The sequence below is a fragment of the Variovorax stachyos genome (assembly GCF_051400855.1).
Lineage (GTDB): Bacteria > Pseudomonadota > Gammaproteobacteria > Burkholderiales > Burkholderiaceae_C > Variovorax.
Genome location: NZ_JBLFFN010000012.1, coordinates 1 through 16,767, shown reverse-complemented (window position 1 = coordinate 16,767; position 16,767 = coordinate 1). Strand labels below are relative to the sequence as shown.

Genomic DNA, 16,767 nt, shown 5'->3' with positions numbered 1-16,767 from the left:
GGCTATCTTCGGACGCATGAACCCGCCCTCCGATCCCACAGAGCACGGCGCGCGCCCCTCGCTCGAGGTCGCGGTCGTGATGCGGCGCGAGCGGCTGCACGGGCCGTCGAGCCATTGGCAGCCCTGGCGCTGGACGCTCGAGGGCGTGCTGCCCGACGAGCCGGGCTTCGGCAGTGCGCCGCGGTTGCTGCAGCAGGACGACGAGGTGCAGCGCTGGCTCCACCCCGGCTTCAGGGTCGAGCTGTTTCGGGACGACACCGAGGGTTACCACCTGAACGCAACGACGCCGGCGCCCGGCTGGTTCGTGCTGTGGCGCCTCGAGGAAGAGGCCACGGTGGCGCCCGAGCCGATCGCGCGTCCGGTGGTCGTGACCCTGAGCTACAACGAGGCCGGCCGCTGGCTGGATGCGCAGGAGAACGTCGAGCAGGTGCCGGCGCCGCCCGACGTCGTGGAATGGCTGCGCACCTGGGTCGACGAACACCACACGGCCGAACCCAGGCGCCGCCAGCGGCCGCAGAGCTTCAGGCCGCTGGTGGACCGGTTCGGCAATGCGGCCAGCGTGTCGACCGAGAAGAAGCGCGGGCGGGGAGCGGGCGATGTCTGAGGGATTTTTCGAGCGCTGGTCGCGGCGCAAGCAGCAGGTGAGGGAAGGGGAGGTGCCGGAGGAGGTGGTCGTGCCTCCCAAGCCGGCGCCGGTTGTGGAGGCTGCGCCTGTTGCGGAGGCTGCGCGCCCCCATCCCAGCCTTCCCCCGGCGGGGGAAGGGGAAATACCTCCTGCACCGACGATTGCCGACACCGAGGCGCTGACCTCCGAATCCGACTTCAAGCCCTTCCTCGCCAGCAACGTGGCGCCCGAGGTCAAGAACGCCGCACTCAAGAAGCTCTTCGCCGATCCACACTTCAATGTCATGGATGGCCTCGACACTTACATCGACGACTATTCCGTTTCGACCCCCATACCCGAGAGCGTCCTGCGCCAGATGGCCAGCGCGAAGTTCATGAAGCTGTTCGAGGAACAGCCCGACAAAAACCCTGAGGGCGACGCAATGCCGGACGTGGCACAGTCGAGCCCCACGGAGCCCGTTCCCAGCCAGCCGGTTGCCGCCGATGCGCAGCCGACACGCCAAGAAGCCGATGACCACCACGCTGATCTGCGACTGCAACAAGACGATGCCGCTCGAGCCGAAGACCCTCGGCGCGGCGCTGGCTGAAACACTGCCCCTCCATTCCGCGCTGTGCCGCCGCGAGGCGCCGGCCTTCCAGCGCGCGATCCAGTCGGGCGACGAGGTGGTGGTGGCCTGTACGCAGGAGAAGCGCCTGTTCGGCGAGCTCGCGCAGCAGACGCCCGGGGCCGAGTCGCCGATCCGCTTCGTCAACATCCGCGAGACCGGCGGCTGGAGCCGCGATGCGGCGGGCGCCAGCCCCAAGATCGCGGCGCTGCTCGCGCAGGCCCGGCTGCCGGAGCCGGAGCCGGTCGGCGTCGTCAGCTACAAGAGCCAGGGCCGGGTGCTGGTGGTCGGCGAGCTCGACGAAGCAGAGCGCGTGGCCGCGCTGCTGGCCGACACGCTGGAGGTCACGATCTTCTCGCGCGGCCCCGGCAGCGCAGGCGGTGCACAGGAGCGCCGCTGGCCCGTGATCGCCGGCCGCATCGACGCGCTCGCCGGCTGGCTCGGCGCCTTCCAGCTGCGCTGGACGCGCGACAACGCCATCGACCTCGACCTCTGCACCCGCTGCAATGCCTGCCTGGTGGCCTGCCCCGAGCAGGCGATCGGGCTGGACTACCAGATCGACAACGCCAAGTGCCGGTCGCACCGCGACTGCGAGCGCGCCTGCACCGTGGCCGGCGCCATCGACTTCGGCCGCCCGGCCGAGGCCCTCGAAGCCGGCTTCGACCTGGTGCTCGACCTGGGCGATGCGCCGCTCATCGACTGGCACGCGCCGCCGCAGGGCTACTTCCACCTGCGCGGCGGCCTGGCGAACGCGCACGCCCCTTCGACCCTGCTGCAGCTGCGCGAGATGGTGGGCGAGTTCGAGAAGCCCAAGTTCTTCGACTACCGCCAGAAGCTCTGTGCCCACAGCCGCAACGAGCAGGTGGGCTGCAACGCCTGCATCGAGGTGTGCTCGGCCCATGCGGTGAGCAGCGACAAGGGGCGCCAGCGCATCGTCGTCAACCCGAACCTCTGCGTCGGCTGCGGCGCCTGCACCACCGTGTGCCCGACCGGCGCGCTGGCCTACGCCTATCCGCATGCGCCCGACCAGGGGACCCGGCTGCGCACGCTGCTTTCCACCTATGCGGTGGCGGGCGGACGCGATGCGGTGCTGCTGCTGCACGGCCGCGAAGCCGGCCAGGCCCTGATCGAGCAACTGGGCCGCGAGGCGCGGCTCGGCCGCGCGCAGGGCGTCCCGGCGCAGGTCATCCCGATCGGCCTCTGGCATGCGGCGAGCACCGGCATCGACCTGTGGCTGAGCGCCATTGCCTTCGGCGCCTCGCAGGTGGCGGTGCTGACGACCGGCGAGGAGGCGCCTGCGTACATCGATGCGCTGCGCGCGCAGATGAACATCGCGCAGGCCGTGCTCGCGGGCCTGGGCTACGCCGGCACGCATTTCCGGCTGATCGAGGCGAGCCGGCCGGCGGCGCTGGACCAGGCGCTGGCGCAACTGTGCGAGGCGCATCCGCAACGCCCCGCCGCGTCGGCGCGCTTCGCGGTCGGCGCCGAGAAGCGCAGCACCCTCGAACTCGCGCTCGACCACCTCGTCGATGCCGCGCCGGCCATGAAGACCGGCCGCGACGTGCCGCTTGCCATCGCGCTGCCGGCGGCCTCGCCCTACGGCGCCATCGACGTCGACAAGAACAAATGCACGATGTGCCTGGCCTGCGTGAGCGCCTGCCCGGCGAGCGCCCTGCAGGACAACCCCAACGCGCCGCAGTTGCGCTTCGTCGAGAAGAACTGCGTGCAGTGCGGCCTGTGCGCGAGCACCTGCCCCGAGGATGCGATTTCGCTCGTGCCGCGGCTGCTCGTGGCGCCCGAGCGCAGCCAGCCGGTGGTCCTCAACGAAGCGAAGCCCTGGCGCTGCATCCGTTGCGAGAAGCCCTTCGGCACGCAGAAGGCCATCGAGGCCATGCTCGGCAAGCTGGCCGGCCACGCGATGTTCCAGGGCGAGGCGCTGGAGCGCCTCAAGATGTGCAGCGACTGTCGGGTGATCGACCTGTACAGCGCCTCCAACGAACTCAAGATCACGCAGCTATGAGCCGCACGGCCGCTCCGAAGGCGAATGGCACCGCAGCCGCAGGCGAAGGTACTCCAATGAGCCGCAGGGCCGTTCCCAAGGCGAATACCGCAGCGCTTTGCGCGGAGGTTTTTTGATGAGCGAGAGCTTCCCCGCCACTTCCGCGCTCGACGAGGAGCTCGCGCGCGCCGAGCTCTACGGGCTGCTCGCGCGGCTCTGGTATGCGGCTCCCGACGCCGAGCTGCTGGCCGCCTTCCAGGTTGCGCCGACCGAGGCGCCGGCCGCCGGCGCTTTCCTCGAGGAGCCCTGGCGCCAGCTGGTGGGCGTGGCGCGCGGCCTCGATGCGGCGGCGGTAAGCGACGAGTACGACGCGCTCTTCGGGGGCATCGGCAAGCCCGAGGTCTACCTGTTCGGCTCGCACTACCTGAGCGGCTTCCTCAACGACAAGCCGCTCGCGCGCCTGCGCGGCGACCTGGGCCGGCTTGGCCTGGCGCGCGAGCAGACGGTGTCCGAGACCGAGGACCACGTGGCCTGCCTGTTCGAGGTGATGCGCTACCTGATCGCGGGCGAGGACGTCGCCGTGGCCAACCTGACGCAGCAGCAGGCCTTCTTCGCCACCCATGTGCAGCCCTGGATGCCCGCCATGTGCGATGCGGTGGCGCAACATCCGAAGGCGCATTTCTACGCCGCGCTGGCGGTGTTGACGCGGGCCTTTGCCGAGGTCGAGGCGCAGGGCTTCGACATGCTGGAGTGAGGCCAACGCAACGGCGAGAAGCTTTCCATTGCCGAAGTATTAGGGTCTCGACTAGTATCCAAACATATGTAACTGGTTTCATATCCAGTTTTGACGAGCCACTCCTGGAGAAGATATGCAGGACAGCCAAGCCGCCGGCACCAAGCCGGCGTCCCGCCGGAGTTTTTTTCTGGGCGCCGCCTCGGTCGGCGCAGCCGCAGCAGCCGTCACGGTGCTGCCCAAGGTCGTAGAGGCGCCAGCCTCCGCCGCCACTCCCGCCCCCAAGCCGGCACCCGAGAAGGGCGGCGGCTACAGCCTGAGCGAACACGTCAAGCGCTACTACCAGTCCACTTCGGCCTGAGGAACGACACACCATGCTGCTGACCCGCAAGTCGACCGTCACCTCGCGTGACGGCGCATCGATTCACGCCTCTTCGTCTTCGTCCGCCTCGCCCTTCGTCCACAGCCTGCGGCGCGGCCTCTCCAACGCCTTGCCGACCATGGACCGGCGCGCCTTCCTGCGGCGCTCGGGCCTCGGGGTCGGTGTCGGCCTGGCCGCCGGCCAGCTCACGCTGATGCGCAAGGCGCAGGCGGCCGAGGGCAAGCCGGCAGCCGTCGGCGCCGGCAAGATCGAGGTCCGGCGCACCGTCTGCTCCCACTGCTCGGTCGGCTGCGCGTCCGACGCCATCGTCGAGAACGGCGTCTGGGTCCGGCAGGAGCCGGTGTTCGACTCGCCGCTCAACCTCGGTGCCCACTGCGCCAAGGGTGCCGCTCTGCGCGAGCACGGCCACGGCGAGTACCGGCTGCGCTACCCGATGAAACTGGTCGACGGCAAGTACCAGCGCATCGGCTGGGACCAGGCGCTCGACGAGATCACCGCCAAGCTCAAGGAACTGCGCCAGGCCAGCGGGCCCGACTCGGTCTACTGGATCGGCTCCAGCAAGCACAACAACGAGCAGGCGTACCTGATGCGCAAGTTCGTGAGCTTCTTCGGCAGCAACAACTGCGACCACCAGGCGCGCATCTGCCACTCGACCACCGTCGCGGGCGTCGCGAATACATGGGGCTACGGCGCCATGACGAATTCGTACAACGACATGCGCAATTCCAAGGTGGCGCTGTACATCGGCTCGAACGCCGCCGAGGCGCACCCGGTGAGCATGCTGCACATGCTGCATGCCAAGGAAAACGGCTGCAAGATGATCGTGGTCGACCCGCGATTCACCCGCACCGCCGCGAAGGCCGACGAGTACGTGCGCATCCGCTCCGGCTCCGACATCCCCTTCCTGTTCGGCCTGCTGCACCACATCTTCAAGAACGGCTGGGAAGACAAGAAGTACATCAACGACCGCGTCTTCGGCATGGAAGAGGTGCGCGCCGACGTGATGGCCAAGTGGACACCGGACAAGGTCGAGGAGGCCTGCGGCGTCAAAGAGGCGCAGATGGTGAAGATCGCGACCTGGCTCAACGAGAACCGCCCCGGCACCATCGTCTGGTGCATGGGCCAGACCCAGCACAGCATCGGCAACGCCATGGTGCGCGCCTCCTGCATCCTGCAGCTGGCGCTGGGCAACGTGGGCAAGTCGGGCGGCGGCACCAACATCTTCCGTGGCCACGACAACGTGCAGGGCGCCACCGACGTCGGCCCCAACCCCGACTCGCTGCCCGGCTACTACGGTATCGCCGAGGGCGCCTGGAGGCACTTCGCCGCGGTCTGGGGCGTGGACTACGAGTGGATCAAGAAGCAGTTCGCGTCGCCCACGATGATGAGCAAACCGGGCATCACGGTCTCGCGGTGGATCGACGGCGTGCTCGAGAAAAACGAGCTGATCGACCAGGACTCCAACCTGCGCGGCGTCGTCTACTGGGGCCACGCGCCCAACTCGCAGACCCGCGGCCTCGAGATGAAGCGGGCCATGGACAAGCTCGATCTGCTGGTGGTGGTCGACCCGTACCCCTCGGCAACCGCTGCCATGGCCGCCATGCCGGGCCGGCCCGAGGACCAGAACCCCAAGCGCGCGGTCTACCTGCTGCCGGCCTGCACCCAGTTCGAGACCAGCGGCTCGGTCACCGCCTCGAACCGATCGCTGCAATGGCGCGAGAAGGTCATCGAGCCGCTGTGGGAGAGCCGCAGCGACCACATGATCATGCAGCAGTTCGCCGATCGGCTCGGCTTCGGCAAGGAGCTCAGCAAGAACTACCGCATGCAGAAGGTCAAGGGCATGGACGAGCCCATTCCCGACGACATCCTGCGCGAGATCAACAAGAGCTGCTGGACCATCGGCTACACCGGCCAGAGTCCGGAGCGCCTGCAGGCGCACATGCGCAACATGGGCGCTTTCGACGTGCGCACGCTGCGCGCCAAGACCGGCAAGGACAAGGTCAACGGCTACGACCTCACGGGCGACTACTTCGGCCTGCCCTGGCCCTGCTACGGCACGCCCGAACTCAAGCACCCGGGCAGCGCCAATCTGTACGACACCACCCGTCACGTGATGGACGGGGGCGGCAACTTCCGCGCCAATTTCGGGGTGGAGCGCAACGGCAAGAACCTGCTGGCCGAGGACGGCTCGCATTCGGTGGGCGCCGAGATCACCACCGGTTATCCGGAATTCGACCACCTGCTGCTCAAGAAGCTCGGGTGGTGGGGCGAGCTCACCGACGCCGAGAAGGCCAAGGCCGAGGGCAAGAACTGGAAGACCGATTCCTCGGGCGGCATCATCCGCGTGACCATGAAGAACCACGGCTGCCACCCCTTCGGCAATGCCAAGGCGCGCGCGCTGGTCTGGAACTTCCCCGACGCGATCCCGCAGCACCGCGAGCCGCTCTACGGCACCCGGCCGGACCTGATGGCCAAGTACCCGACGCACGACGACAAGATGGCCTTCTGGCGGCTGCCCACGCTCTACAAGAGCGTGCAGCAGAAGAACATCGCGGACAAGGTGGCCGAGAAGTTCCCCTACATCATGACCTCCGGCCGCCTGGTCGAGTACGAGGGCGGCGGCGAGGAAACCCGCTCCAACCCCTGGCTCGCCGAGCTGCAGCAGGAGATGTTCGTGGAGATCAACCCCAAGGTCGCGGCCGAGAAGAACATCCGCAACGGCGAACGCGCCTGGGTCCACACGCCCACCGGCGCCAGGCTCAACGTGCAGGCGCTGGTCACCGAGCGTGTGGCGCCCGACACCGTGTTCATGCCCTTCCACTTCTCTGGCCGCTGGCAGGGGGCGGACATGCTGGCGTACTACCCGGCCGGCGCGGCGCCGGTGGTGCGCGGCGAGGCGATCAACACCTCGACCACCTATGGCTACGACAGCGTGACCATGATGCAAGAGACCAAGACCACCATCTGCAACATCGAGAAAGCCTAAGGAAGCGCAATGGCACGAATGAAGTTTGTCTGCGACGCCGAGCGCTGCATCGAATGCAACGGCTGCGTCACTGCCTGCAAGAACGAGAACGAGGTGCCCTGGGGCGTGAACCGCCGCCGGGTCGTCACGCTCAACGACGGGGTGCCGGGCGAGAAGTCGATCTCGGTGGCCTGCATGCATTGCTCCGACGCGCCCTGCATGGCGGTGTGCCCGGTGCAATGCTTCTACCGCACGGAAGAAGGCGTGGTGCTGCACGACAAGGACGTGTGCATCGGCTGCGGCTACTGTTCCTACGCCTGCCCCTTCGGCGCCCCGCAGTTTCCGGCCCAGGGCACCTTCGGCGCGCGCGGCAAGATGGACAAGTGCACCTTCTGCGCCGGCGGCCCCGAGGCCAACGGCTCGCAAGCCGAGTTCGAGAAGTACGGGCGCAACCGCCTGGCCGAGGGCAAGTTGCCGGCCTGCGCCGAGATGTGCTCGACCAAGGCGCTGCTGGCCGGCGACGGTGACGTGGTGGCCGACATCTTCCGCACCCGCGTCCTGCATCGCGGCAAAGGCGCCGAGGTCTGGGGCTGGGGCACGGCCTACGGCTCGCAGCAGGCCGGCACGCCGAACAACGGGAGCACGAAATGAGCCGCGCGGGCCTCATCGCGGTTGCGGCGATTGCGGCCGTCTCGCTGCTCGCGGCCTGCGGCGAGAAGCCGCAGACCAACGCCCAGGGCGTGAAGTACGACACCGCGCCCTGGACCGGCACCAGCACCGGCACGAACTCCGGCACGCAGGCGAACGCCGGCACCGCGTTCACCGCCTCGGGCTGGACAGTGGGCGACAAGAACGCCTGGCAGCAGCAGCTCAAGGTCCGCACGCAGAACGGCCAGAACGACTACACCCGCGACAACTGAAGAAGCGCAAGGAGGCTGCTGCATGAGTTGCATCAACAAGCTGTTGAACGCCCTGGCGCTCACCGCCGCGCTGGCCTGTGGCCTGGCCGTGGCGCAGACGCCGAACCCCGCTGCAGGCGGTGCGGTCGGCGGCGCACCCGCGCCACAGGCGCCTTCTGTCGAAGCACCCGCGGCGCAGCAGCCCGGTGGCATCCGCAGCCAGAACATCTTCGAGGTCAAGCCGGAAGCCAGCGCCGATCCGAACTACTTTCAACAGAGCAACGCCGAGCGCATGAAGGTGCAGCCCGGCAACAACGCGCCGATGTGGCGGCAGGTGGGGCAGGGCGTGACCGGCTACAGCAGCCTGCCCGCTTCGCAGGCGCCCGAGGCCGGCAACCTGATCCAGCCTTTCGTGAAGTACCCCGGGTCGCGCCTGACCAACGCAGGCGAGGCCTGGCGCCAGGTGCGCAACGACTGGATCATTCCCTACGGTGCGGCGCTGCTCTTCGTGGTCGTGCTGGCACTCGCCATCTACTACTTCACCCACGGACCGATCCGTCTGCACGGTGCGCCGACGGGTCGCAAGATCGAGCGCTTCACGCCCTTCGAGCGCGCCACCCACTGGTCCAACGCGATCGCCTTCGTGGTGCTGGCCGTCTCTGGGCTGGTGATGGCTTTCGGCCAGTTCTTCCTGCTGCCGATCATCGGCGCGACGCTCTTCGGCGGCTTGACCTACGCGCTCAAGACCATCCACAACTTCGTCGGGCCGCTGTTCGTGGTCACGCTGGTGCTGATGTTCATTACCTTCGTGCGAGACAACGTGCCGCGCATGGCCGACCTGAAATGGCTGGCCAAGTTCGGGGGCCTGTTCGGCGGCAAGGAGGTGCCATCGCACCGCTTCAATGCCGGCGAGAAGCTCGTCTTCTGGGGCGGCGTGCTGGTGCTGGGCACCATCGTCGCCGGATCGGGCCTGTTCCTCGACAAGCTGCTGCCCGGCTTCGTCTACACGCGCGGCGAGATGCAGGTGGCGCACATGATCCATGGGGTCGCGACGATGCTGATGATGGCGATGATCCTCGGCCACATCTTCATCGGCACGCTGGGCATGACGGGCGCCTACGCTGCCATGCGCCACGGCTACGTGGACGAGACCTGGGCGCGCGAGCACCACGAGTACTGGTACGACGACATCGCCGCCGGCAAGATCCCGGCAAAGCGCAGCGCCGAGCCTGCCCCGGCCATGCCGGTGAACACCGCCCGCGTCGAAGGAAACCCCTCATGAAGAAGATCGTGATCGCCTGCGGCCTGGCGCTCGCCGGCACCGCATTCGCCAAGCTGCCCCCACCGCCCGACACGCCCGAAGCCAAGGCCAAGGCCGCCGAGACCGCCGCCAGGACCGCATGGACCGCAAAGGTCGACGCTTACCAGTTGTGCATGTCGCAGGACAAGGTGGCGGCCAAGTACCGCGCGGATGCGGCAGCGGCCGGCAAGCAGCTGCCGCCGCCGATTCCCCTGCCGGCCTGCGCCGACCCCGGGCCCTTCGCGTTCACGCCTCCTGAGCAGAAACCGATCGAGGCAGCGGGCGCCCACTCGCCGCCCGGCAACGCCTCCTCCCCGCCGAGCACCAACCAGCCCGCCGCGGCCGCCAATCCCACGCCGAAACAGTGACGCATGCCCCGCCGCTTCCGCGCCTGACCTCGGCCCGCGCCGAGCTCACGCGCGAAGTGGAAGTCGTCGACGAGCATGGCGAGCGCGGCCGGGTCTCGATTCCGGCCGAACGCGACCTGACGGTCTACGTCGACCGGCGCGAGCTCGTGACCCTGATGACACTCGGCGCCCAGCCGGAGCTGCTGGTGCTCGGCTATCTGCTGAACCAGCGGCTCATCGAGTCCGCGGCGGACGTCGAATCGATCACGGTCGACTGGGAAGTGGGCGCCGCGGCCGTGAAGACCCACGCCGGCATCGATCGCATCGAAGAGCGCACTGCCAGGAAGGTAGTCACCACCGGCTGCGGCCAGGGCAGCGTGTTCGGCGAGCTGATGGCCGGCATCGATCGCCTGGAGCTGCCTGCGACGCGCATGCGCCAGTCGCAGCTCTACGCGCTGGTCAACGCGATCCGGCTCCAGGAGAGCACCTACAAGTCGGCCGGCTCGGTGCACGGCTGCGCGCTGTTCACGCTCGGCGATGGCGACGACGATGCGCACATGCAGTGCTTCGTCGAGGACGTGGGCCGCCACAACGCCATCGACACCATCGCAGGCTGGATCGCGATGCAGCCGCCCGGGCGGCTCGAAGGCGGGCGCGTGTTCTACACCACCGGGCGCCTCACCAGCGAGATGGTGATCAAGTCGGCCCAGATGGGCGTGGCCATCGTGGTCTCGCGCAGCGGCATCACGCAGATGGGCCACGAGGTCGCAACCCGGGTCGGTCTCTGCGCGATCGGCCGCGCGACGAACAGGCGCTTCGTTTGCTATGCGGGCGCCGACCGGCTGGAACTGCAGCCCGCACTCGCGCTTCGGTAAAACGCGCGAACTCGGTTCCGGTCCGGTGGTCCAACGATCTTCTTTCGAGGAGGTCGCCATGAACAAGCTTGTCCTGGCCGCCCTGTTCGCCGCCGCGGCGGGCGCCGCCATGCCCACTTTCGCGCACAAGGGCGGCCTGGGCGGCCGTGGTTTCCATGGTGGGGCTTTCCACGGTCATCGCCACGCGCATCCGGCGCAGTTTCGCGGCGTTGCCGCATTTCCGGTTCACCGCGGGTTCTTCCCCAGGCACCACCACCATCGCCGTTCCGCCGTTTTCATCGGCGCCGGGATCGGTTTCCCGGCCTATTACTATCCGCGCTACCACTACCCCGTGCACTACGGGCCCGTGTACTACCCGGCCTACTACGCGCCTCCGGTCTACCACGTGGCGCCCGTCGCCCCATCGCCTGTCATGAGGCTCTATTGCCAGGATCCCGAGGGCTATTTCCCCGAGGTCCGCGATTGCAGGCGGGACTGGGTGCAGGTGCCCCAGAAAGGGCCCGAGGAATCGCGCCAGCCGCCCGCGGAATCGCAGCAGCAGGCTCCCCGGGAACCGCCCAAGGCCCCGTGAATTGCCGCGCGCGGCCGGCCGGGTTGTGACGTGGTGATCCGCTCCACGCTCGGCGCCGCTCGCACACGAATCCCCTTGCGGGATGGGCCCGCAGCATGATGGCGCGGCTGCATCGGCTATCGTGCAGCCCATGAATGCCTCCATTCGTCTCGGCTGGCGCACGCTCTGGCGCGATCTGCGTGCCGGTGAGCTGCGCCTTCTCATCGTCGCCGTGCTGCTCGCCGTCGCGGCGCTGACGGCGGTAGGTTTCTTCGCCGACCGGCTCAAGGGCGGCCTGCAGCGCGATGCGCGCCAGCTGATCGGCGGCGACGCCGTGCTGGCGAGCGACAACCCCACGCCCGCCCCCTTCATCGAGCGCGCTCGCTCGCTCGGCCTGCAGACCGCCAGCACCTTCGGCTTCCCGACCATGGCGCGCGCCAGCGAAGAGCAGGGCGGCGCGGCCAAGCTGGTGGCCCTGAAGGCAGTGGAAGGCGGCTATCCGCTGCGCGGCAGCCTGCAGGTCAGCACCGCGCCCGGCGCGCCGGGGCAGCCCACGCGCGAGGTGCCCGCGCCCGGCGAAGTCTGGGTCGATGCCTCGCTGCTGGAGGCGCTGGGCCTCAAGATGGGCGACACGCTGCTGCTGGGCGACGCCGGCCTGCGCATCGCACGCGTGATCACGCTGGAGCCCGACCGCGGCGCCGGCTTCATGAGCTTCGCGCCGCGCGTGATGCTCAACAAGGCCGATGTGCCGCGCACCGGGCTCGTGCAGCCGGCCAGCCGTGTCAGCTATCGCTTCGCGGTCGCCGGGGACACCCTCGCGGTCAAGCGATTCAGCGACTGGGCCGACGCGACCCTCAAGAAGGGCGAGGTGCGCGGCATCCGCCTCGACTCCTTCGAGAGCGGCCGGCCCGAAATGCGCCAGACACTGGACCGCGCCGAGAAATTCCTCAACCTGGTCGCGCTGCTCGCGGCCCTGTTGTCGGCAGTTGCGGTGGCGCTGGCGGCGCGCGGCTTCGCGGCCAACCATCTCGACGACTGCGCCATGCTGCGTGTGCTGGGCCAGAGCCAGCGCACCATCGCGCAGGCCTATGCCTTCGAGTTCGCCGCCATCGGCCTCGCGGCCAGCGCACTCGGCGTCGCGATCGGCTTCGCCGTGCACTACGTCTTCGTGGTGCTGCTCGCCGGCCTGGTCGAGACCTCGCTGCCCGCGCCCGGTCCGTGGCCGGTGGCGTTCGGGCTCGGCATGGGGCTGACGCTGCTCTTCGCCTTCGGCCTGCCGCCGGTACTGCAGCTTGCCCAGGTGCCGCCGCTGCGCGTGATCCGCCGAGACGTGGGCAACCTCAAGCCGGCCTCCATTGCCGTACTCGGGCTCGGCGTGGCCGGCTTCGCGGCGCTCCTGGTGGCGGCCAGCAGTGATCTCAAACTGGGCCTGATCGCCGTGGGCGGCTTCGCGGCTGCGGTAGCGGTCTTCGCCCTGCTGAGCTGGCTGGCGGTGCTGCTGCTGCGCCGCAGCGTCAACGAGACCACCGCGCCGCGCTGGCTGGTGCTGGCCACGCGCCAGATCTCGGCCCGCCCCGCCTACACGGTGGTGCAGGTCAGTGCCTTGGCCGTGGGCCTGCTCGCGCTGGTGCTGCTGGTGCTGCTGCGTACCGACCTCGTCGCGAGCTGGCGCCGCGCCTCGCCGCCCGATGCGCCCAACCGCTTCGTGATCAACGTGATGCCCGACCAGAGCGAGGCCTTCCGCCAGACGCTCCAGGCCGGCGGCGTCCAGAAGTACGACTGGTATCCGATGATCCGCGGCCGGCTGGTCGCCATCAACGACAAGCCGGTCTCGCCCGACGACTATGCGGACGACCGCGCCAAGCGCCTGGTCGACCGCGAGTTCAACCTCAGCAACGCGGCCGAGCGCCCGCCGCACAACGAGGTGGTGGCCGGCACCTGGGAACCCGGGAAGCAGGGCGAGGTCAGCGTGGAGCAGGGCCTGATGGAGACGCTGGGCCTCAAGCTCGGCGACCGGCTGCGCTTCGACATCGGTGGCCAGCAGAACGAGGCCCGCATCACCTCCGTGCGAAAGGTCGACTGGGGCTCGATGCACGCCAACTTCTTCGTGATGTACACCGTGAGCTCGCTCGGCGGCGATGTCCCCGTCACCTACATGAGCGCCTTCCGCGCGCCCGACCGCCCGGGCTTCGACAACGCCCTGGTGCGCACCTTCCCCAATGTCACCAACGTGGACATGAGCGCCACCATCGGCCAGGTGCAGCGCGTGCTCGACCAGGTGATCCGCGCGGTCGAGTTCCTGTTCAGCTTCACCCTCGCGGCGGGCCTGGTGGTGCTGTTCGCGGCGGTCACCGCCACGCGCGAGGAGCGGGCCCGCGAGTTCGCGGTGATGCGCGCGGTGGGCGCGCGCGGCAGCCTGCTGCGGCAGGTGCAGCGTGCGGAGCTCGTGGGCGTGGGCCTGCTGGCGGGCTTTCTGGCGAGCATCGTGGCTTCGCTCATCGGCTGGGGCCTGGCACGCTACGTGTTCGACTTCAGCTGGACCGCCTCGCCGCTGGTGCCGATCGCCGGCTCGCTGGCCGGCGCCGTGCTGGCGCTGGCAGCCGGCTGGTGGGGCCTGCGCGAGGTGCTGCGCAGGCCGGTGGTGGAGACGCTCAGGCGCGCAGCGGAATAGGCGCGGCGCGGCTACGATCGTGCGAGAGGTGACCGCATGACGACCGAGACCCGCCCCGCTGTCCTGGACCTGATCGGCAACACGCCCCTGGTGCGCGTCACGCGCCTGGACACCGGGCCCTGCACCCTGTTCCTCAAGCTCGAGTCGCAGAACCCTGGCGGCTCGATCAAGGACCGCGTGGGCGTCGCGATGATCGATGGCGCCGAGCGCGACGGGCGCCTGCGACCCGGCGGCACGGTGGTCGAGGCCACGGCCGGCAACACCGGCCTGGGCCTGGCGCTGGTGGCGCGTGCCAAGGGCTACCGCGTGGTGCTGGTGGTGCCCGACAAGATGTCGACCGAAAAGGTCCTGCATCTCAAGGCGCTGGGCGCGGAGGTCCACACCACGCGCTCGGACGTGGGCAAGGGCCATCCCGAGTACTACCAGGACTACGCGGCGCGCCTCGCCCGGGAAATTCCCGGCGCCTTTTTCGCCGACCAGTTCAACAACCCCGACAACCCGCTCGCGCATGCCGCCAGCACCGGCCCCGAGATCTGGCAGCAGTGCGGACACGACGTGGACGCCATCGTCGTCGGCGTCGGCTCGGGCGGCACCGTCACCGGGCTCACGCGTTACTTCCGCGAAGTGCAGCCAGCGCTCTTCTTCGTGCTGGCCGACCCGGAAGGATCGGTGGTCGCCGAGTACACGCGCAGCGGCACCGTGGGCGAGGCCGGGTCGTGGGCAGTGGAAGGCATCGGCGAGGACTTCATCCCGGGCATCGCCGATCTCTCCGGCGTGAAGAAGGCCTATTCGATCAGCGACGAGGAGAGCTTCGGCTCCGCGCGCGAGCTGCTGCGGACCGAAGGCATTCTCGGCGGCTCCTCCACCGGCACGTTGCTGGCGGCGGCGCTGCGCTTCTGCCGCGAGCAGACGAAGCCGCTGCGGGTGGTGAGCTTCGTGTGCGACACGGGCACCCGCTACCTCTCCAAGGTCTACAACGACCAGTGGATGCTCGACCAGGGCCTGCTCGCGCGCGAGCGCTTCGGCGACCTGCGCGACGTGGTGTCGCGCCGCTTCGAAGAGGGTAGCGTGATCAGCGTCGGCCCAGACGACACGCTGCTCACCGCCTTCCAGCGCATGCGCCTGGCCGACGTGTCGCAGCTGCCGGTGCTGGAGGGCACGCAGCTCGTCGGCGTGATCGACGAGTCCGACCTGCTGATGAGCGTGCACACGGACGCCGACCGCTTCCGCTCGAGCGTGAAGAGCGCGATGACCGACCTGCCCGAGACCTTGCCTGCCAGCGCCAGCCTGGCCGAGCTCGAAGCCGTGCTCGACCGCGGCCTGGTCGCGATGATCGCGGACGAGGCCGGCTTCCACGGCCTCATCACCCGTACCGACCTGCTCAACCATCTGCGGAGAAAGCTGAAGTGAGCCAAGACGAGAACTCCCACGACGGCCTCGCATTCGCCACCCGCGTGATCCACGCCGGCCAGTCGCCCGACCCTTCCACCGGCGCGATCATGCCGCCCATCTACGCCACCTCCACCTATGTGCAGCAGAGCCCCGGTGTGCACAAGGGCCTGGACTACGGCCGCTCGCACAACCCCACGCGCTGGGCGCTGGAGCGCTGCGTGGCAGACCTCGAAGGCGGCTCGGCAGCTTTTGCATTCGCCTCCGGCCTCGCCGCGATCTCGACCACGCTGGAGCTGCTGGATGCCAATGCCCACGTGGTCTCGGGCGACGACGTCTATGGCGGCACCTTCCGCCTGTTCGAGCGCGTGCGCGCGCGCAGCGCGGGCCACCGCTTCAGCTTCGTCGACCTGACCGATCCGGCGCGGCTGCTGGAGGCGCTGACGCCCGAGACGCGCATGGTGTGGGTCGAAACGCCCACCAATCCCCTGCTGCGGCTGGCCGACCTGCGCGCCATCGCCGCGATCTGCCGCGAGCGCGACATCCTCTGCGTGGCCGACAACACCTTCGCCAGCCCCTGGGTGCAGCGGCCGCTGGAACTCGGCTTCGACATCGTGGTGCACTCGACCACCAAGTACCTCAACGGCCATTCGGACGTGATCGGCGGCGTGGCCGTGGTCGGCAGCGAGGCGCGACATGCGCCCCTGCGGGAGCGCCTGGGCTTCCTGCAGAACTCGGTGGGTGCGATCGCCGGGCCTTTCGACAGCTTCCTCACGCTGCGCGGCGTGAAGACCCTGGCGCTGCGCATGGAGCGGCATTGCAGCAGCGCGCTGGCGCTCGCGCAATGGCTCGAGGCGCAACCGCAAGTGGCGCGCGTGCACTACCCGGGACTGGCTTCGCACCCGCAGCACGAGTTGGCGAAGCAGCAGATGCCGCAAGGCTTCGGCGGGATGATCTCGATCGATTTGAAGACCGATCTCGCCGGTACGCGGCGCTTCCTGGAGGCGGTGCGCATCTTCTCGCTGGCCGAGAGCCTGGGCGGCGTGGAGAGCCTGATCGAGCACCCGGCCATCATGACGCACGCCACCATTCCGGCCGAGACGCGGGCGCGGCTGGGTATTGGCGATGGGTTGGTGCGGCTGTCGGTGGGAGTAGAGGACCTGGAAGATCTGCGTGCGGATTTGGGGCAGGCGCTGGCTGCGATCTGACACCAGGTCTCGGTTTTGCAGGGTGGGTGGGCCCCGGGGCTGGGGAAGCGTCGCGCGCTGCAAAGGCGCCTGCGGGTGTGCGGTGCGGCGTGCCACTGTGGCGGTCGGCGCTTTGCGCCGACTCCCCTGCGATGCTCGCGCAGCCGGCCTGCCGCGGAACTCGCGACGTTCACTTCGTTCACTCTGCTCAAACAGCCGCGGCAAGTCAGTTCACGAAGCA

At 69.0% G+C, this 16,767-nt stretch carries 15 protein-coding genes; all 15 read left to right on the top strand.

Annotation, left to right across the window (positions count from 1 at the left end; genetic code table 11):
• Nucleotides 1-16: 16 nt before the first annotated feature.
• The 15 genes from ACMGEZ_RS20345 (at nt 17) to ACMGEZ_RS20275 (ending at nt 16,547) form a co-directional block, all read left to right on the top strand.
• Complete coding sequence (locus ACMGEZ_RS20345; protein WP_436824090.1) at nt 17-604, top strand: DUF3305 domain-containing protein; 588 nt, start codon at nt 17-19, stop codon at nt 602-604.
• Nucleotides 597-1,211 (top strand): DUF3306 domain-containing protein, encoded by a 615-nt coding sequence (locus tag ACMGEZ_RS20340; RefSeq protein WP_436824089.1) that lies wholly within the window; start codon nt 597-599, stop codon nt 1,209-1,211. The genes ACMGEZ_RS20345 and ACMGEZ_RS20340 overlap by 8 nt, the downstream gene beginning before the upstream one ends.
• Nucleotides 1,171-3,249, top strand: a complete 2,079-nt coding sequence (locus tag ACMGEZ_RS20335; protein ID WP_436824236.1) for a 4Fe-4S dicluster domain-containing protein — start codon at nt 1,171-1,173, stop codon at nt 3,247-3,249. Before ACMGEZ_RS20340 ends, ACMGEZ_RS20335 begins: the two co-directional genes overlap by 41 nt.
• A gap of 115 nt (nt 3,250-3,364) precedes the next feature.
• Complete coding sequence (locus ACMGEZ_RS20330) at nt 3,365-3,982, top strand: TorD/DmsD family molecular chaperone (RefSeq protein ID WP_436824088.1); 618 nt, start codon at nt 3,365-3,367, stop codon at nt 3,980-3,982.
• A 115-nt stretch (nt 3,983-4,097) separates the two neighbouring features.
• Complete coding sequence (locus ACMGEZ_RS20325) at nt 4,098-4,322, top strand: formate dehydrogenase (protein WP_436824087.1); 225 nt, start codon at nt 4,098-4,100, stop codon at nt 4,320-4,322.
• Between the two features lie 13 nt (nt 4,323-4,335).
• Entirely contained in the window at nt 4,336-7,329 is a 2,994-nt protein-coding gene (locus ACMGEZ_RS20320; protein WP_436824086.1) for a formate dehydrogenase subunit alpha, read from the top strand.
• Between the two features lie 9 nt (nt 7,330-7,338).
• On the top strand, nt 7,339-7,959 hold the full coding sequence (gene fdh3B, locus ACMGEZ_RS20315) for a formate dehydrogenase FDH3 subunit beta (protein ID WP_436824085.1): 621 nt from the start codon (nt 7,339-7,341) through the stop codon (nt 7,957-7,959).
• Nucleotides 7,956-8,228, top strand: coding sequence for a hypothetical protein (locus tag ACMGEZ_RS20310; protein WP_436824084.1), 273 nt, complete (start codon nt 7,956-7,958; stop codon nt 8,226-8,228). Before fdh3B ends, ACMGEZ_RS20310 begins: the two co-directional genes overlap by 4 nt.
• Nucleotides 8,229-8,250: 22 nt before the next feature.
• Nucleotides 8,251-9,489 carry a formate dehydrogenase subunit gamma gene (locus ACMGEZ_RS20305; protein WP_436824083.1) on the top strand — a complete coding sequence of 413 codons (1,239 nt, stop codon included), beginning with the start codon at nt 8,251-8,253 and terminating at the stop codon, nt 9,487-9,489.
• Nucleotides 9,486-9,875 carry a hypothetical protein gene (locus tag ACMGEZ_RS20300; RefSeq protein ID WP_436824082.1) on the top strand — a complete coding sequence of 130 codons (390 nt, stop codon included), beginning with the start codon at nt 9,486-9,488 and terminating at the stop codon, nt 9,873-9,875. Before ACMGEZ_RS20305 ends, ACMGEZ_RS20300 begins: the two co-directional genes overlap by 4 nt.
• Nucleotides 9,872-10,729 carry a formate dehydrogenase accessory sulfurtransferase FdhD gene (locus ACMGEZ_RS20295; protein WP_436824081.1) on the top strand — a complete coding sequence of 286 codons (858 nt, stop codon included), beginning with the start codon at nt 9,872-9,874 and terminating at the stop codon, nt 10,727-10,729. Before ACMGEZ_RS20300 ends, ACMGEZ_RS20295 begins: the two co-directional genes overlap by 4 nt.
• Before the next feature lie 58 nt (nt 10,730-10,787).
• Nucleotides 10,788-11,300 (top strand): hypothetical protein, encoded by a 513-nt coding sequence (locus ACMGEZ_RS20290; RefSeq protein ID WP_436824080.1) that lies wholly within the window; start codon nt 10,788-10,790, stop codon nt 11,298-11,300.
• A 130-nt stretch (nt 11,301-11,430) separates the two neighbouring features.
• A complete protein-coding gene (locus tag ACMGEZ_RS20285) occupies nt 11,431-13,950 on the top strand; it encodes an ABC transporter permease (protein ID WP_436824079.1) in 2,520 nt (839 codons plus the stop codon).
• Nucleotides 13,951-13,986: 36 nt separating this feature from the next.
• Nucleotides 13,987-15,360, top strand: coding sequence for a pyridoxal-phosphate dependent enzyme (locus ACMGEZ_RS20280; RefSeq protein WP_436824078.1), 1,374 nt, complete (start codon nt 13,987-13,989; stop codon nt 15,358-15,360).
• A complete protein-coding gene (locus ACMGEZ_RS20275) occupies nt 15,357-16,547 on the top strand; it encodes a trans-sulfuration enzyme family protein (RefSeq protein WP_436824077.1) in 1,191 nt (396 codons plus the stop codon). Before ACMGEZ_RS20280 ends, ACMGEZ_RS20275 begins: the two co-directional genes overlap by 4 nt.
• Nucleotides 16,548-16,767: the final 220 nt, after the last annotated feature.

Bases quoted from the DNA above. Each gene is read 5' to 3' on its own strand.
- ACMGEZ_RS20330 (WP_436824088.1), top strand. From the start codon at position 3,365: ATGAGCGAGAGCTTCCCCGCCACTTCCGCGCTCGACGAGGAGCTCGCG.
- ACMGEZ_RS20290 (WP_436824080.1), top strand. From the start codon at position 10,788: ATGAACAAGCTTGTCCTGGCCGCCCTGTTCGCCGCCGCGGCGGGCGCC.
- ACMGEZ_RS20335 (WP_436824236.1), top strand. From the start codon at position 1,171: ATGCCGCTCGAGCCGAAGACCCTCGGCGCGGCGCTGGCTGAAACACTG.
- ACMGEZ_RS20280 (WP_436824078.1), top strand. From the start codon at position 13,987: ATGACGACCGAGACCCGCCCCGCTGTCCTGGACCTGATCGGCAACACG.
- ACMGEZ_RS20340 (WP_436824089.1), top strand. From the start codon at position 597: ATGTCTGAGGGATTTTTCGAGCGCTGGTCGCGGCGCAAGCAGCAGGTG.
- fdh3B (WP_436824085.1), top strand. From the start codon at position 7,339: ATGGCACGAATGAAGTTTGTCTGCGACGCCGAGCGCTGCATCGAATGC.
- ACMGEZ_RS20305 (WP_436824083.1), top strand. From the start codon at position 8,251: ATGAGTTGCATCAACAAGCTGTTGAACGCCCTGGCGCTCACCGCCGCG.
- ACMGEZ_RS20345 (WP_436824090.1), top strand. From the start codon at position 17: ATGAACCCGCCCTCCGATCCCACAGAGCACGGCGCGCGCCCCTCGCTC.
- ACMGEZ_RS20325 (WP_436824087.1), top strand. From the start codon at position 4,098: ATGCAGGACAGCCAAGCCGCCGGCACCAAGCCGGCGTCCCGCCGGAGT.
- ACMGEZ_RS20300 (WP_436824082.1), top strand. From the start codon at position 9,486: ATGAAGAAGATCGTGATCGCCTGCGGCCTGGCGCTCGCCGGCACCGCA.
- ACMGEZ_RS20310 (WP_436824084.1), top strand. From the start codon at position 7,956: ATGAGCCGCGCGGGCCTCATCGCGGTTGCGGCGATTGCGGCCGTCTCG.
- ACMGEZ_RS20285 (WP_436824079.1), top strand. From the start codon at position 11,431: ATGAATGCCTCCATTCGTCTCGGCTGGCGCACGCTCTGGCGCGATCTG.
- ACMGEZ_RS20320 (WP_436824086.1), top strand. From the start codon at position 4,336: ATGCTGCTGACCCGCAAGTCGACCGTCACCTCGCGTGACGGCGCATCG.